This is a genomic window from Streptomyces sp. NPDC101490, assembly GCF_044767145.1.
Taxonomy (GTDB): Bacteria; Actinomycetota; Actinomycetes; order Streptomycetales; family Streptomycetaceae; genus Streptomyces.
In genome coordinates this window covers 211,494-226,786 of the sequence record NZ_JBIWNI010000005.1, presented here as the reverse complement: position 1 = coordinate 226,786, position 15,293 = coordinate 211,494, and the positions used below count along the sequence as shown (strand labels likewise).

Sequence of the window (15,293 nt, the reverse complement as noted above, 5' to 3'; positions counted from 1 at the left end):
GGGGTCATGATGACTTCTTCTGACGGGCTGCTGCCCGGAACCGAGCGGGCGCTGTCGCATCGGGTCGCCGTCGCGCAGGCCGAGGGGCGGGCCCCCTCGGTGGTGGGGGCCGTGGTGCGGGACGGGGCGCTGGTGTGGAGCGGGTCGCGCAGCTGTGTGGACGGGCACGCGCCGGACGCGGACACACAGTTCAGGATCGGCTCCCTCACCAAGGTGTTCACCGCCGTCCTGGTGATGCGGCTGCGGGACGAGGGGCTCCTGGGGCTCGACGATCCGCTGGAGCGGCATCTCAAGGGCACGGGCGTCGGCGAGGTGACGATCGCCCAGCTCCTCGGCCACAGTGGCGGTCTCGCCGCCGAGACGCCCGGTGCGTGGTGGGAGCGGTCCTCGGCCGCGTTGCGGCCCGAGCTCTCCGACGTGCTGGGGGACCAGCCGTTCCTGAGGACGCCCGGACGGCGCCACCACTACTCCAACCCGGGCTACACCCTCCTCGGTTCACTGGTCGAGGCCGTACGCGGGGTGCCCTGGGCGGAGGCTCTGCGAAGCGAGATCCTGGAACCCCTGGGGATGGGCCGGACGACGCCGGAGCCGGTCGCCCCGCACGCCGGTGGCTGGGCCGTGCACCCCTGGGCCGATGTGATGCTGCCCGAGCCGTCCGAGGACCTGGGCCTGATGGCCCCCGCCGGGCAGCTGTGGTCGACTGCGGCGGACCTCGCCCGGTTCGCCGCGTTCCTCGCGGCCGGGGACGAGCAGGTGCTCGCCGCCGCCTCCGTGGAGGAGATGCGGGCCCCGGGCGCGCCCGGGGCCGAGGGGGAGTGGGAGCTGAGCTACGGGCTCGGTCTCCAGCTGGCACACAGGGACGGCCGGACCTACATCGGTCACACCGGTTCGCTCCCGGGCTTCCTCGCCGCTCTGTGGGTGTGCGTGGAGGAGGGTCTGGCGGGGGTCATGCTCGCCAATGCCACCTCGGGGCCGCAGCCGGGGGTTGTGGCCGCCGATCTCATCCGGATCGTGGCGGAGGCCGAGCCGCGCTTCCCCGAGCCCTGGAGGCCGCTTCCCGAGGGCGGAGTCGACGAGGAGCTGTTGTCGCTGACCGGGCCTTGGTACTGGGGCACGTACGCCTACGGGCTGCGCGTCGGGCCTGAGCGGAGTGTCGTTTTCGAACCCCTGCGGGGCGCGGGGCGCGGGGCGAGTTTCCGGGCGCTGCCCGACGGCGGCTGGGTCGGGCTGAACGGCTACTACGAGGGGGAGACCCTCCGGGTCGTACGGCGTGCCGACGGTGGCGTCAGCCATCTCGACCTCGGCTCGTTCGTCTTCACACGGGAGCCCTACGCCCCTGCGGACGCGGTTCCGGGCGGGGTGGACGAGGCAGGCTGGCGCGGCCTCTGAGCCGGAGGGGGGTGTTTCACGTGAAACACCCCCTGTCTCGGAGTGCGTCAGAGGCTCTTCTTGAAGCCCACGTGGGAGGCCTCGAAGCCGAGACGCTCGTAGAAGCGGTGGGCGTCCGTACGGCTGACGTCGGAGGTCAGCTGGACGAGCTTGCAGCCGAGGCGCCGGGACTCTTCGACGGCCCACTCGATGAGCTGGGTTCCGAGACCACTGCCGCGCTCGTCCGCGCGGACGCGTACGGCCTCGATGATCGAGCGGATGGTGCCCTGGCGGGAGAGTCCCGGGATCACCGTCAGCTGGAGGGTTCCCACGACCTGGCCCGCGCGGACGGCCACCATGAGGTGCTGGTGGGGGTCGCCCGAGAGGATGTCGAAGGCCGCGAGGTACGGCGTGAGGTCTTCGGGGGACTCTCTCTGCGCGCCCAGCGGGTCGTCCGCGAGCATCGCGACGACGGCGGGGAGGTCCTCCGCGGTCGTGGGCCGTATCTCAAGATCGCTCATGCCCCGCAGGGTACGCGGGAGCGTCTGTCTCGGCGCCTCCGGACGGGTCTCCGCTGATTGCCGCGCCATGGGGAGGCGGGCCGATCGCAGGGAGGCTCCGTGATCACACGGAGGTGGCCTGGCCTTCCAGTACCTGGACCAGCGGTGTCAGGTCCGGGTTCTTCGCCGCCTCGTCGAGGGCTTCGCGCAGTGCGCTGTCGTTGGTGGGGCGGGCTTCGTCGAGGAGTCTCTGCCCGGTTTCGGTGACGTCCGTGTAGATGCCGCGCCGGTCGGTGGTGCAGAGGTACCGGGTGAGCAGTCCCCGGTCTTCGAGGCGGGTGACCAGCCGGGTGGTGGCGCTCTGGCTGAGGACGACCGCGTCGGCGACCTGCTTCATCTGAAGGTGCCCACCTGGCCCGTTGTGCTGGCGGCTGAGGACGTCGAGGAGGGAGTACTCGCGCACGCTCAGACCGTGACGGCTCTCCAGGGCGCGCTCGATGTGCGACTCGATCCGGCCGTGCAGCAGGCTGAGGGCGCACCAGCGCTGGGACAGCGCGGTGAGTGCGGGGTCCGTCGCGGTCATGCTCTCTCCTCGGTCTCTCCTAGGGCGTGTTTCGAAAGTCCCGCCTGTCCGGCGGCGTCTGGCACGCACGCTCTCGACGCCGGAGTGGCTTCCCGGCCCAGGGTAGACGATGGACCGCAATAGTGCGCGTGTGCAAGTAATTCGGAGGGGTGCGGCTATCCGGCTGCGACTGTCAGGGGCGCGAAGCGGCGGAGCTGGTCTCCGGGGAGGTCGGGCAGGCCGTGGACCATCACCGCGTTGTTGGCGATCGGATCGATGCCGTTCCCCTTGAGCCAGGTCAGCAGAGAGGTGTGGCGCACATCGATGTCCGTGCGGAGCGGCCGCTCGGTCGCTGCGGCCAGTGAGGCGATCAGTGCCTTGGCGGTGTCCGGGTCCTGGGCGATCAGCGGCCCGACGACATGGGTGTCCATGTTGGGCCAGGCCGCCGCGAAACCGGTGAGCCCGCCGTTCTCCTCCGAGACTCTGAGGTGGTCCGCGAACGCGGGCAGCCGGGTGATGATGTGCGTCCGGTCGAGGCCGAAGATCTCGTGGTCCAGACGCAGGATCGCCGGAAGGTCCTCCGCCGTGGCCGGCCGGACCCTGATGTCGGGGGCGGGTTCGGCGAAGGTGAAGCGGCCCCGGAGCATCTCCGACCGGCTGATCTCCGTGAAACCGAGCTGCTCGTACAGCGGCTGCCCGTTCGCCGTGGCGTACAGGGTGGCCGGGGTGTCTCCGATCTCCGTCAGGACGTGCCGCATGAGCCGACGTCCCACGCCTTGGCGCGCGTAGCGCTCGGCGACGAGCATCATGCCGATCGCCGAGAGCCCGGGACCGTAGGAGGTGACGACGGAGCAGGCGGCCAGCCCGGAGCCGTCGGGGTCGTCGATGCCGTACCCGGTTCCCGCTGTGAGCAGCAGGCCCCACTTGTGCTCTTCGCGCGGCCAGCCCCGGTTCTCGGAGAGGTCGGCGCAGGCGAGGAGGTCGTTCGAGGTGAGGTGCCGGACGGGGAGTTGGGCGAGAGCGGCGGGGGAGATCGGCATGTCGTCCAGGCTGTCCGATGGAGTGATCTTCCGTCCACCGTTTTCGGGGATCTGACCGGGAACCGGGGGGACGTTGATTCCACCCCGTGGGACGAGCACGATGTTCCACGTGAAACCCGGCAAGCGGCGCCTCCATCTCTTCGACCTCGACGGCACACTGATCCGGGGGTCGGCCGCAGCCGTGGAGATCTCCCGGCAGCTCGGTCTGGTCGAGGAGATCGCCGCGCTGGAAGAGGGCTTCCTGCGCGGGCTCACCCCGAACGAGTTCGCCGTCCGGGCCCGCGCCCTCTGGTCCGAGCTGACCGTGGCGCAGGTCACGGCCGCCTTCGAGGGGGCGCCCTGGCTCGACGGCATCCGTGAGGTCTGGGCCGACATCGGGGAGCGCGGCGACCGCTGTGCGGTGATCTCCCTCTCGCCCGATTTCTTCGTGGAGCGGCTGCTCGGCTGGGGCGCCGACGCGGCGCACGGTTCGCGCTGGCCGGCCGTCCCCTTCACCGAGCAGATCCACCGGCCCGGCATCCTCGACGCGAGAGCCAAGGTACGGATCGCACGGCGGCTCTGTGCGGAGTACGGCATCGAGGTGGCCGACTGTGTCGCCTATGGGGACTCGATGTCCGACGCGGAGCTGTTCGCGGTCGTGCCGGACACCGTGGCGGTGAACGCGGACCGCCATCTCGGCGGTCTGTCGCGGTACAGCTACACGGGAGGAGACTTGCGCGAGGCCTACGCCCTGGTCCAAAAGCGCGCAGCTTAACCAGAATCCCCGCTCCCTGGCCCGAGAACGCGGCTTTCCGTCCGGCTCGCTGCCGAAGAGTTCATGCTTCGAGCACGGAAGCCAGGCCAGCGCGAGGGCGAGGCACATGATGGATGCTCCGACCACCACGAGGGCTCCGGAGGCCTCGGACGGCCGCGGGCCCGGGGTGACGGACACGTACGGGACACCGTTACGGGACCGCCCGGGGGTAGTTCCGACGGAGGGGAGCGAGCCCCGGGCCATCGGGGGAGCGTCCGCCGACGCGGTGCTCGTACGCCGCACCCTGGCCGAGATCGCTCCGATCGCCGACCGGGTGACCTCGTACTTCTACGCCCTGCTGTTCATCGGGAACCCCGCCCTGCGCGAGATGTTCCCGGCCGCCATGGACACCCAGCGGGACCGGCTCCTCCAGGCCCTCCTGACGGCGGCGGAGCACCTCGACGACACCCCGGTGCTCACCGCGTACCTGGAGAACCTCGGCCGGGGGCACCGTAAGTACGGCACGCACTCCGGGCACTACCCGGCCGTCGGGGAGGCGCTCATCGGGGCGCTCTCGCGGTACGCGACGACGAGCTGGGACCGGGAGACCGAGGCGGCCTGGGTCCGTACGTACACGACGATCTCGCAGGTCATGATCGACGCGGCGGCGGTGGACGAGCGCTCGGAGCCCGCCTGGTGGCACGCCGAGGTCGTCTCCCACGACCTGCGCACCCCGGACATCGCCGTCGTCACGCTCCGGCCCGATCAGCCGTACCGCTTCCTGGCGGGGCAGTACACGACGCTGGAGACCCCGTGGTGGCCCCGGGTCTGGCGGCACTACTCGTTCGCCTCCGCGCCGCGGCCCGACGGGCTGATCTCCCTCCACGTGAAGGCGGTCCCGGCCGGCTGGGTGTCCAACGCGCTGGTCCACCGGGCCCGGCCGGGGGACGTCCTCCGGCTCGGCCCCCCGGCCGGTTCCATGACCGTCGACCACGCCACGGACACCGGACTGCTCTGCCTCGGAGGGGGCACCGGGATAGCACCGATCAAGGCTCTGGTCGAGGACGTGGCGGAGCACGGGGACCGGCGCCCGGTCGATGTCTTCTACGGGGCGCGCAGCGGCCATGACCTCTACGACATCGACACGATGCTGCGGCTCCAGAGGACCTTTCCGTGGCTCTCGGTCCATCCGGTCACCGAAGAACAGGGGCGGCTGCCCGAGGCGATCGGCCGCCTCGGCCCCTGGGACGAGCGCGACGCCTATCTCTCGGGTCCGCTCGGCATGGTCCGGCGGGGCGTGGACGTGCTGCGGGGCGTGGGCGTCCCCGCCGAGCGCATCCGGCACGACTTCCTCGCCGAGCTGACTCCGGTGGATCAGCCCAGGTCGGGGGCGTGCATGGCGCGAACGCCCTCGATGTTGCCGTCGAGGTAGTGACGCAGAGAGAGGGGGACGAGGTGTACGGCGGCGATGCCGACCCGGCTGAACGGGACCCGGACGATCTCGTACTCGCCGACCGGTTCCTCGATCTCGGGGCCGTGGCGCAGTGAGGTGTCCATGGAGTCCAGCCTGCACACGAAGAAGTGCTGGACCTTCACCCCGGAGACGCCGCCGTCCACGATGTGCTCGACGGTGTCGACGAAACAGGGCACCACATCGGTGATCTTGGCGCCGAGTTCCTCGTGCACCTCCCGGTGCAGGGCCTCGACGACGGTGGGGTCGGAGGGTTCCACGCCGCCGCCGGGTGTGAGCCAGTAGGGATCCATTCCCGGCTTGGTGCGCTTGATGAGGACGAGGTCGTCCCCGTCGAGCAGGATGGCGCGTGCGGTGCGCTTGATCACGGGCCGTTCGTTCATGGGAAGAAAATGGCCCGTTCGGGCGGGGCTGAAACTCACCAGGCGGCAGCGGCGCGCAGCAGGCCCTCGTGAGCGCGGGCGAGGGGTGACAGCGCGAGCGTCCCTGTCCGCACCACGAGGAAGTAGGTCCGCAGCGGAGGGACCGGGGGATCGAGCAGGGCCACGAGCCGCCCCTGAGCCAGGGCTTCCTCGCACAGATAGCGGGGGAGCACGGCCAGGCCCGCGCCCGAGGCCGCGGAGTCGCGGACGGCCCGTAGGTCGGGGGCGATGACGGTGGCGGCGACCGCCGGTCTGGTCTCGAAGACGCTCGCCCAGTAGCGCGCGACGAACGGCAGCGACTCGTGCACCTCGACCACCGGCAGCTGCTCCAGGACCAGTGCGCCCTTGGCGAGCAGGACCTCGGGGGTGAGCCGGGCGGCCCAGCGGGGCGCGGCGACCAGGACGTACTCCTCGTCGCAGAGCGGGGTGGCGACGAGCAGTCCGCCCCGGGGGCGGGCGGTGGTGACGGCGAGGTCGTGGTGACCTGCCGCGAGCCCGTCGAGGATCTCCTCCGTGTTTCCGAGGAAGGACACCCGTACGGCGAGACCCTGGCCGACCAGGGGGGTGAGGGCGGGCAGCACGCGGAGCGCGGTGAACTCCGGGGGGCCCGCGAGATGGAGGGTGCGGACGCCGCTCTCCCGGTCGAGACCGGTGTCGGCGATCTCGACGAGGGCGTCCAGATGGGGGGCGGCCCGGTGGGCGAGTTCGTCGCCGACGGTGGTGGGGGTGACTCCGCGGGCCTGCCTGAGGAAGAGCGGGCGGCCGAGCTGCCGTTCCAGGGTCCGGATCTGGCTGGTGACGGCGGGCTGGGAGAGTCCGAGGAGCGCGGCGGCACGGGTGAAGGACCCGGCCCGGTGCACCGTGACGAACGTGCGCAGCAGGGCCAGATCCATGTCCGCCCCCTCCCGGCCGTGGGCCGTTCGACTCAGGCGGTCGGCTGACTGCGCCTCAGGACCGTCCAACTATAAATAAGTCGATAGGCCTCTGTCGCTACCGTGATTGGACACCGACACACAGTCAACTAGCCTTGTTCAAGCGGTTTCCGCGCCGGAACCGGGGTGTTCCGAGCCATGAGGGGGGAGGCTCGGAACACCCCGTTCCGTGCGCCCGGCGGCGGGCGCGGACCGGATCAGGTCCCCGTCGCTCCCCCGGTCTCGTCGAGTGCCCGCAGCACGTCGGCGATCAGGTCCTCCGGGTCCTCGGCGCCGACCGAGAAGCGGATGAACCCCTCCGCGACGGCGTCCCCGCCCCAGCGCCCGCGCCGCTCCGCCGTGGAGCGCACACCGCCGAAGCTGGTGGCGTCCTCCACGAGCCGCAGTGCTCCGAGGAAGCGTTCGGCCCGCTCGCGGTCCGCCAGCTCGAAGGAGACCACGGAGCCGAAGCGGCGCATCTGACGCGCGGCGACCTGGTGGGAGGGGTCGTCCGGCAGACCGGGGTAGCGCAGCCCGGTCACGTCGGAACGCCCGGCGAGTGCCTGGGCGAGCACGAGCGCCGTGGAGCACTGCCGGTCGATCCGCAGCTGGAGGGTGGCGAGCGAGCGGTGCGCGATCCAGGCCTCCATGGGGCCGGGGATGGCACCGACGACCTTGCGCCAGCGGCGTACCTCCGCCGCGCGCCCGGGGTCGCGGCAGCTGACGTGACCGAGCAGGACATCGCCGTGCCCGGTCATGCCCTTGGTGTCGCTGGCGACGGAGAAGTCGGCGCCCAGTTCCAGCGGACGCTGGCCGAGCGGGGTGGCGAGGGTGTTGTCGACGGCGACGAGGGTTCCCCCGGAGTGCGCCGCGCGGACCAGCCGCCGGACGTCGCAGACGTCGAGCCCGGGGTTGGAGGGGGTCTCGATCCAGAGCAGATCGGCCCCGTCCAGCACGTCGAGCTGGGCGTCCCCGCCGGTCGGCGCGGTACGGACCTCGACGCCGAAGGCCCGCAGCTGCTGGTGGAGGAGCGGCAGGGCCTGGTAGCCGTCGGCCGGCATCACGACCGTGTCGCCCGCCTTCAGCTGGGAGAAGAGGACGGCGGAGATCGCGGCCATGCCGGAGGCGAAGACCAGTGTCTCGACGTCCGGCTCCCCCGGCGCCTCCAGTTCGCCGATCGCCCGCTCCAGATGGGTCCAGGTGGGGTTGTCGTCACGGCCGTAGGCGTAGGGGCCGGTCGGTTCGCCGGGCAGGTGGTAGTGCGCGGCGAAGACCGGTCCCGGCAGGGTCGGCTCGTACTTCACGGGCTCGGGCAGCCCGGCGCGCACGGCGCGTGTGCCGTCGCCCATGTCGTGCTGGTTCACGGTGTCCTGTTCTCCAGTTCTCGGCGGACGGCCGCGAGCAGTCCCTCGCTCGCGGCCTCCACCATCTCAAGGCACTCCTCGAAGCCGGCGCGGTCCCCGTAGTAGGGGTCGGGGACGTCGAGGCTGTCCCCCGCGGCCGGGTCGTAGGAGCGCAGCAGGCGTATGCGCCCGGCTTCCTCGGGCGTACGGGCGAGCCCGCGGAGCTCCCGCAGATGCCCTTCGTCCAGCGCGATCACCAGGTCGAGGGCCGGGAACCAGGAGGCCCGGAACCGACGTGCGGCGTGCGCGGAGGAGTATCCGTTCTCGTCGAGCACGGAGACGGTACGGGGATCGGCGGGGTCGCCCTGGTGCCAGCCGCCGGTGCCCGCGCTGTCGACCTCCACCGCGTCGCCGAGGCCGGCGTCCTCCAGATACCGGCGGAAGACGTGCTCGGCCATCGGCGAGCGGCAGATGTTGCCCGTGCAGACGAAGCAGACGCGGTAGGTCACGGGTCGCGCTCAGTCGCTGTCGGGGAGCACGACGTTCAGCGCCCACGACACGATGGAGATGATCAGACCGCCGAGGACGGCGGTCCAGAAGCCCTCGACGTGGAAGCTGAGGTCGAACTGCTCGGCCAGCCATGAGGTCAGCAGCAGCATCAGGGCGTTCACCACGAGGGTGATCAGGCCGAGGGTGAGAATGAAGAGCGGAAACGTCAGCAGTTTGACGACCGGCTTGACCAGGAAGTTCACGAGCCCGAAGAGCAGGGCGACGAGAATGAGGGACAGGACCTTGTTGCCGGTGGTCGCGTTCGGGTCGTCGCCGGTCAGGGTGATGTCCTGGAGCAGCCAGATGGCGACTCCCAGGGCGCCCGCGTTGGCGAGCGTCTTGACTACGAAATTCATCATGTGTCTGATCGTGGCAGACACGATCGGGCCGAGGGCAGGGGCTGACAGGCGATGAAGGCATTCCGACTGGACGAACTGGAAGCGGAGCGTGCCGCGAATCAGGGCGCCTATCTCCAGTTCCTGCGGGAGCGGAACATGTCGGTGGGCCTGTACGCGCTGGATGCCGGGGCGCTCGATCCGCAGCAGCCGCACCGTCAGGACGAGGTGTACTTCGTGGTGAGCGGCCGGGCCTCGATCACGGTGGGGACGGAGACGACCCAGGTGGCGCGGGGCAGTGTGGTCTACGTGCCGGCGGGGGTGGAGCACAAGTTCCACCACATCAGCGAGGACCTGCGGGTGCTCGTGGTCTTCTCGCCGCCGGAGGGCTGAGCGCGGGCCGTGTGTGCCCGGCAGAGCGCCGTGCTCTCCGGGGCGAGCCCTTAGGGGTCGGCCCGGAGGCAGGGGCTCCGGAGGAGGCGGGCCCCTAGGGGGCGGATCAGGGGAGAGCGGGGGCCGCAGGGCCCCCACGGGCCGCTTCCGACACCTAGCCTTGAGAGTGTTCGGCGCGGAGTGCGCGGAACGGATTTCGAGAGCGAGGTAGGACGATGGCCGTGCAGCAGATTCTCGCGGGGATGCCCTGGTGGGTGAAGTGGGTCGCCATACCGGCCCTGGTCCTGATCGTCTTCGGCGGACTGATCACCAGCGTCCTGACCTTCGTGATCGGTCTGCTCTTCAAGGTGCTGCTCTTCGTGGCCCTCGTCGCCGGACTGATCTACGTCGTCCGGAAGTTCAGCTCCTCCGGCCGCTCCAGGGAGGACTGGTAGCACACGCCACTCATCAGGGACGAAGCCGTGGGAGCGCGTTAGCCCGGCCGGGGGAACGCACCGGCTGAATCAGGACAGGGGCCCGGGGGCTGCCACTAGAGTGGAATCTCTCCGCCGCGTTGGGGACTACAGGCGTAGACCTCCGTTCTGACCGGCGGTTTCCCAGGCCCGGCGGGCGCGCGGGGGCGGCCCCCGCGGGCGGGTGCGGTGCATCCGTCGTCATGCCTGGGGGTGACCTTTGGCCACGGCTACGCAGACTACTGCGCCTACCCTGATCGGCTCGGTGCAGCGAGCGCTGAGACTGCTGGAGGCCGTGGCCTCCCACCCGGACGGCGCTCCGGCCAAACAGCTCGCCCGTGAGACGGGCCTCCCGCTGCCCACCACGTACCACCTGTTGCGCACCCTGACGCACGAGGGCTATCTGCGCCGCGAGAAGGGTGTGTTCGTCCTCGGGGAGGCAGCCGTCCGGCTCGCCGGTGGCGGAGCCGTGCAGAATCGTCGCATCAAGATCGAGGACTCCCTGGCGCGCTGGCGGGACGAGATCGGTGTGCCGGTCTACTTCGCCCTCTACCGCGACGGCGAGGTCGAACTCGTCTCGGTCGCGGACACCCCCTCCTCCCCCGCAGTGGAGGAGTGGGCCGACTTCCGGGAGACCGCGCACGCCCACGCGATCGGGCAGTGCCTGTTGAGCCAACTCGATTCGAAATCTCGTCAAGACCACCTCGACCGGCATCCGGTCGAAGCCATCACGCCGTATACGGTGCGTAACCATCACGCGCTTATGGAGCGTTTGGGTGGTTTGGGGCGAATGGAGCCCCTGGTGGAGCGTCAGGAATATGCGCTCGGCACAGTTTGTGCCGCGATCCCCATCACAGCAGGCTCCACGGCCGCCGCTGTGGCCATTTCCCTGCCGCTCCACCAGGAAGAACGGTTGCTCCCAGCAATCGAGCGGCTACGTGCAGAGATCGGAAAGCTCTTCAACTCCCTCGCTTTCTCTATCAGTATCTGAAAAATCACTCCTTGTGATCTGCTAGCGCGTACAGCACGATTGCGTCAAGAGGGCCACGGGGGATCATTCCTGGCCGTTTCGGTCACAGCTTTCAGCAGCTGTTTACACAACTGCTTCATCTACTGCGGGGTACATGATGCGAGAGTCGGTTCAGGCCGAGGTCCTGATGAGCTTCCTCGTCTCCGAGGAGCTCTCGTTCAGGATCCCGGTGGAACTGCGGTACGAGACCCGTGATCCCTACGCGGTGCGGATGACCTTCCACCTCCCCGGAGACGCTCCGGTGACCTGGGCGTTCGGCCGGGAGCTGCTGCTCGACGGGATCAACAGGCCCAGCGGGGAGGGCGATGTGCACATCGCCCCGACGGAGCCGGAGGGTCTCTCGGACGTTTCCATCAGGCTCCAGGTCGGAAGCGACCGGGCCCTGTTCCGGGCCAGCGCGCCACCGCTCGTCGCGTTCCTCGACCGCACGGACAAGCTGGTCCCACTCGGTCAGGAACGGAACCTGGGCGACTTCGAGGACAATCTGGAAGCCGCGCTCGGCCGCATCCTGGCCGAGGAGAGCGCGGGCCCGGCGGCCTGACCGGCGCCCACCACCCGGCACGGGGCACCCTCCCCGCGCCCCTGGCGTCGAGCACGACGACGCCTCCCCCGTGCCCGCACCCACCAGCACGGCGACACCTTTCCCGTACGACCCGGTGTTCGCGTACGACCCGGTGTGCGCGTACCACCCGGTTCTCCCGTACCACCCAGTGCGAACGGGCCTCCCGTCCCAGCTCTGCGCCGGTACCCGCCGTCCCGCGGCCGTCATCTGGCGCGGCGACGGCGTCCGCCCCGCGTGCCGGTGGCCCGCCGGGTGCCCGCTCCCGTACGGTCACCGGCCGCGGTCGGTCCCCCGGCACGACCGGCACCCCCGGCCCGCTCACGGTCGGCGGAGACCACCAGGGCCGCGAGCGCCGTGGTGAGCGGCACGGAGGCGACCAGGCCGATCGAGCCGACCAGCGTCCGGACGATCTCCTCGGCGACCAGCTCGCTGTTGGCCACCGTCCCCATGCTGCTCTGCGCGATCGAGAAGAGGAGAAGCAGCGGAAGGGCGGCGCCCGCGTACGCCAGCACCAGGGTGTTCACGACCGAGGCGATGTGGTCGCGGCCGATCCGGATCCCGGCCCGGTACAGCGCGCGCGGCCCCATGTCCGGGTCGGCCTGGTGCAGTTCCCAGACGGCGGAGGTCTGGGTGACCGTGACGTCGTCGAGCACACCGAGCGAGCCGATGATGATTCCGGCGAGCAGCAGACCGGACATGTCGATGTTCGGGTAGAGGCCGTGGATCAGTCCGGTGTTGTCGTCGGTGTTGCCGCTCAGCGAGGCCCAGTCGATGAAGAGCGACCCGAGCAGCCCGATCAGCAGCAGCGAGATCAGCGTCCCGAGCACCGCGACCGAGGTGCGGGCCGAGAGGCCGTGGCACAGATAGAGCGCGGCCAGCATGATCACGCTCGATCCGACCACCGCTACGACCAGCGGATTCGATCCCTCCAGGATCGCCGGGAGGATGAAGAACGTCAGCACGAGGAAGCTGATGACGAGCGCGACGAGCGCCATCAGGCCGCGCAGGCGCCCGACGAGCACCACCGCGAGCGCGAAGATCCCCGCGAGCAGGGCGATCGGGAGCTTCCGGTTGACGTCCGTCACCGAGTACTGGAGGTCGGGGGGCGCGTCGGGGGCGTACGCCACCACCACGCCCTGGCCCTGGTGGAGTTGACGGGGCGCGTCCGGCTGCACGATCTCGGTGAACCGCCGCCCCTTCTCCGGCCCGCTGGTGACCTCGACCGTCGCCTTCGCGCACTGCCCCCGCCGGGAGTCGACGGCCCCGCGCTCCTCGGGGGTGGAGGTGTCCCCGGTCGGCGGGACCTGTCCGGCGTTCACCGACGCGCAGTCGACGTACTGCACGGAGACGACCCTGCCCTGCTCCGTCTGCCGGTCGAAGCCGACCCCGGTGCGCTCGTGCGCCGGGGTGCCGCCCGGCCACAGCACCACCAGACCGACCACGACGGCGGTGGCGAACGGGATCAGGATCGCGGCGATGACCTTGCGCAGATGACGGGAGACCGGGGCGGCGGGACCGTGGCTGTGGCTGTGCCCATGGCCGTGCCCGTGGCCGTGCGGTTCGGGGGTCTGATGGGGGGAAGTCACCGACCGATCATCGCAAGAACGGCAGGGGCCCACTGTTCAGCACGCCAGGAATGGCGCTAGCGTGGTGGCACCTTTGCACACGCGGGAGCTCGGAGCACCGGGCTGAGAGGGCGCTGAATCACCGTACGCGCGTACTGATGTACGTACGGGAAAGGGCTGCGCCGACCGCCGAACCTGTTACCGGGTAATGCCGGCGTAGGGAGATCGGTCTCATGACCATTCAGGACGCACGCACGCCTGCCTCCGACCAGAACCGGACCGACGGGCAGGAGCGCACGCCCGGTTGGCACAAGGGGTACGTCCAGGGCTCGCGCCCCGACCTCCGGGTGCCGGTCCGTCAGGTGCACCTCACCAACGGCCGGGACGTCACGCTGTACGACACCTCCGGCCCGTACACCGACCCGACCGTCGACACCGATGTGCGACGGGGCCTTCCGGCCCTGCGCGAGAACTGGATCGTCGCGCGCGGCGACACCGAGGAGTACGCGGGCCGCCCGGTCCGCCCCGAGGACGACGGCATCAAGCACACCTCGCCGCGCGGCGGGCTCAAGAACCTCGACGCCGTCTTCCCCGGCCGTCCCCGGCTGCCCCGCCGGGGACGCGAGGGCCGGGCGGTGACCCAGCTCGCGTACGCCCGGCGGGGCGAGATCACCCCGGAGATGGAGTACGTGGCGATCCGGGAGAACGTCTCCCCCGAGGTCGTGCGGGAGGAGATCGCGGCGGGCCGCGCGGTGCTGCCCGCGAACGTCAACCACCCGGAGATCGAGCCGATGATCATCGGCAAGCGGTTCCTGGTGAAGGTCAACGCCAACATCGGCAACTCCGCCGTCACCTCCTCCATCGAGGAGGAGGTGGAGAAGATGACCTGGGCGACCAAGTGGGGCGCGGACACGGTCATGGATCTGTCCACCGGCCGCAACATCCACACCACCCGTGAGTGGGTCCTGCGCAACTCCCCCGTACCGATCGGCACCGTGCCGCTCTACCAGGCGCTGGAGAAGGTCGACGGCAGGGCCGAGGAACTGACCTGGGAGGTCTACAAGGACACGGTCGTCGAACAGGCCGAGCAGGGCGTGGACTACATGACCGTGCACGCCGGCGTACTCCTGCCGTACGTGCCGCTCACCGCGCGCCGCAAGACCGGCATCGTCTCGCGCGGCGGCTCGATCATGGCCGCCTGGTGCCTCGCGCACCACAAGGAGAACTTCCTCTATACGCACTTCGAGGAGCTCTGCGAGATCCTCGCGGCCTACGACGTCACGTACTCGCTCGGCGACGGACTGCGCCCCGGCTCGATCGCGGACGCCAACGACGAGGCGCAGTTCGCGGAGCTGCGTACGCTCGGCGAACTGAACACGATCGCCAAGCGGCACCACGTGCAGACGATGATCGAGGGCCCCGGGCACGTCCCGATGCACAAGATCAAGGAGAACATCGACCTCCAGCAGGAGATCTGTGAGGAGGCGCCGTTCTACACGCTCGGCCCGCTGACCACGGACGTGGCGCCCGCGTACGACCACATCACCTCCGGCATCGGCGCGGCGATGATCGCCTGGTGGGGCACGGCGATGCTCTGCTACGTCACGCCCAAGGAGCACCTGGGCCTGCCGAACCGGGACGACGTGAAGACCGGTGTCATCACGTACAAGATCGCGGCGCACGCGGCGGACCTGGCCAAGGGGCACCCGGGCGCGCAGGAGTGGGACGACGCGCTGTCCGACGCGCGGTTCGAGTTCCGCTGGGAGGACCAGTTCAACCTGGCGCTCGACCCCGACACCGCGCGTGAGTTCCATGACGAGACGCTGCCCGCGGAGCCCGCGAAGACGGCGCACTTCTGTTCCATGTGCGGGCCGAAGTTCTGTTCGATGAAGATCTCGCAGGACATCCGGCGGGAGCACGGCGGCACCCAGCGGGAGATCGAGGCGGGGATGGCCGAGAAGTCCCAGGAGTTCGCGGCGAGCGGCAACCGCGTGTACCTCCCGCTCGCGGACTGATCCACCCGCCCGCCGCCGCCGGTACTGGTGCCGGACACCGGT

At 70.3% G+C, this 15,293-nt stretch carries 17 protein-coding genes and 1 riboswitch; of the genes, 8 read left to right on the top strand and 9 right to left on the bottom strand.

Annotated elements, in window-relative coordinates; all coding sequences use genetic code 11:
• Positions 1–9: 9 nt before the first annotated feature.
• Positions 10–1,389 (top strand): serine hydrolase domain-containing protein, encoded by a 1,380-nt coding sequence (locus ACIRQY_RS14100; protein WP_403925358.1) that lies wholly within the window; start codon positions 10–12, stop codon positions 1,387–1,389.
• A gap of 47 nt (positions 1,390–1,436) precedes the next feature.
• Here ACIRQY_RS14100 and ACIRQY_RS14095 read toward each other — a convergent pair whose 3' ends face one another.
• The 3 genes from ACIRQY_RS14095 to ACIRQY_RS14085 form a co-directional block, all read right to left on the bottom strand.
• Positions 1,437–1,889: a GNAT family N-acetyltransferase gene (locus ACIRQY_RS14095; RefSeq protein WP_403925067.1), complete on the bottom strand. Its 453-nt coding sequence runs from the start codon at positions 1,887–1,889 to the stop codon at positions 1,437–1,439.
• Positions 1,890–1,992: 103 nt separating this feature from the next.
• Positions 1,993–2,451: a MarR family transcriptional regulator gene (locus ACIRQY_RS14090; protein WP_351783253.1), complete on the bottom strand. Its 459-nt coding sequence runs from the start codon at positions 2,449–2,451 to the stop codon at positions 1,993–1,995.
• A 155-nt stretch (positions 2,452–2,606) separates the two neighbouring features.
• The gene (locus ACIRQY_RS14085) at positions 2,607–3,470 is read right to left on the bottom strand and encodes a GNAT family N-acetyltransferase (protein ID WP_351783251.1); all 864 of its coding nucleotides are present in this window, start codon (positions 3,468–3,470) and stop codon (positions 2,607–2,609) included.
• A 100-nt stretch (positions 3,471–3,570) separates the two neighbouring features.
• Here ACIRQY_RS14085 and ACIRQY_RS14080 point away from each other — a divergent pair, with 100 nt between their 5' ends.
• On the top strand, positions 3,571–4,224 hold the full coding sequence (locus tag ACIRQY_RS14080; RefSeq protein ID WP_403925063.1) for an HAD family hydrolase: 654 nt from the start codon (positions 3,571–3,573) through the stop codon (positions 4,222–4,224).
• A gap of 106 nt (positions 4,225–4,330) precedes the next feature.
• Entirely contained in the window at positions 4,331–5,635 is a 1,305-nt protein-coding gene (locus ACIRQY_RS14075) for a globin domain-containing protein (RefSeq protein ID WP_403925060.1), read from the top strand.
• On the opposite strand, the gene ACIRQY_RS14070 is transcribed toward ACIRQY_RS14075, so the two are convergent.
• From ACIRQY_RS14070 to ACIRQY_RS14050, 5 genes are all read right to left on the bottom strand, one after another.
• A complete protein-coding gene (locus ACIRQY_RS14070; protein WP_351783247.1) occupies positions 5,578–6,057 on the bottom strand; it encodes an NUDIX hydrolase in 480 nt (159 codons plus the stop codon). The genes ACIRQY_RS14075 and ACIRQY_RS14070 overlap by 58 nt on opposite strands.
• A 35-nt stretch (positions 6,058–6,092) precedes the next feature.
• On the bottom strand, positions 6,093–6,989 hold the full coding sequence (locus ACIRQY_RS14065; protein WP_351783245.1) for a LysR family transcriptional regulator: 897 nt from the start codon (positions 6,987–6,989) through the stop codon (positions 6,093–6,095).
• A 236-nt stretch (positions 6,990–7,225) separates the two neighbouring features.
• Positions 7,226–8,356: a cystathionine gamma-lyase gene (locus ACIRQY_RS14060; protein ID WP_403925356.1), complete on the bottom strand. Its 1,131-nt coding sequence runs from the start codon at positions 8,354–8,356 to the stop codon at positions 7,226–7,228.
• Positions 8,357–8,367: 11 nt separating this feature from the next.
• Positions 8,368–8,859, bottom strand: coding sequence for a low molecular weight protein-tyrosine-phosphatase (locus tag ACIRQY_RS14055; protein WP_351783243.1), 492 nt, complete (start codon positions 8,857–8,859; stop codon positions 8,368–8,370).
• Positions 8,860–8,868: 9 nt separating this feature from the next.
• A complete protein-coding gene (locus ACIRQY_RS14050; protein ID WP_403925056.1) occupies positions 8,869–9,258 on the bottom strand; it encodes a phage holin family protein in 390 nt (129 codons plus the stop codon).
• 51 nt (positions 9,259–9,309) lie between these two features.
• Between ACIRQY_RS14050 and ACIRQY_RS14045 the strand changes: the two genes are divergently transcribed.
• The 4 genes from ACIRQY_RS14045 to ACIRQY_RS14030 all read left to right on the top strand — a co-directional run bounded on the left by ACIRQY_RS14045 (position 9,310) and on the right by ACIRQY_RS14030 (position 11,650).
• Positions 9,310–9,627, top strand: coding sequence for a cupin domain-containing protein (locus tag ACIRQY_RS14045; protein WP_366445286.1), 318 nt, complete (start codon positions 9,310–9,312; stop codon positions 9,625–9,627).
• A gap of 221 nt (positions 9,628–9,848) precedes the next feature.
• Entirely contained in the window at positions 9,849–10,061 is a 213-nt protein-coding gene (locus tag ACIRQY_RS14040) for a DUF5326 family protein (RefSeq protein WP_403925053.1), read from the top strand.
• A 238-nt stretch (positions 10,062–10,299) separates the two neighbouring features.
• Positions 10,300–11,070, top strand: coding sequence for a helix-turn-helix domain-containing protein (locus ACIRQY_RS14035; RefSeq protein ID WP_351783235.1), 771 nt, complete (start codon positions 10,300–10,302; stop codon positions 11,068–11,070).
• Between the two features lie 136 nt (positions 11,071–11,206).
• The gene (locus tag ACIRQY_RS14030) at positions 11,207–11,650 is read left to right on the top strand and encodes an SsgA family sporulation/cell division regulator (RefSeq protein WP_351783574.1); all 444 of its coding nucleotides are present in this window, start codon (positions 11,207–11,209) and stop codon (positions 11,648–11,650) included.
• 224 nt (positions 11,651–11,874) lie between these two features.
• Here the strand turns inward: ACIRQY_RS14030 and ACIRQY_RS14025 are convergent, their stop codons facing one another.
• A complete protein-coding gene (locus ACIRQY_RS14025; RefSeq protein WP_403925050.1) occupies positions 11,875–13,257 on the bottom strand; it encodes a YibE/F family protein in 1,383 nt (460 codons plus the stop codon).
• A 71-nt stretch (positions 13,258–13,328) separates the two neighbouring features.
• Positions 13,329–13,476: riboswitch (TPP riboswitch) on the top strand.
• Between ACIRQY_RS14025 and thiC the strand changes: the two genes are divergently transcribed.
• On the top strand, positions 13,470–15,251 hold the full coding sequence (gene thiC / locus ACIRQY_RS14020) for a phosphomethylpyrimidine synthase ThiC (RefSeq protein ID WP_351783231.1): 1,782 nt from the start codon (positions 13,470–13,472) through the stop codon (positions 15,249–15,251). Its footprint overlaps the riboswitch before it by 7 nt.
• Positions 15,252–15,293: the final 42 nt, after the last annotated feature.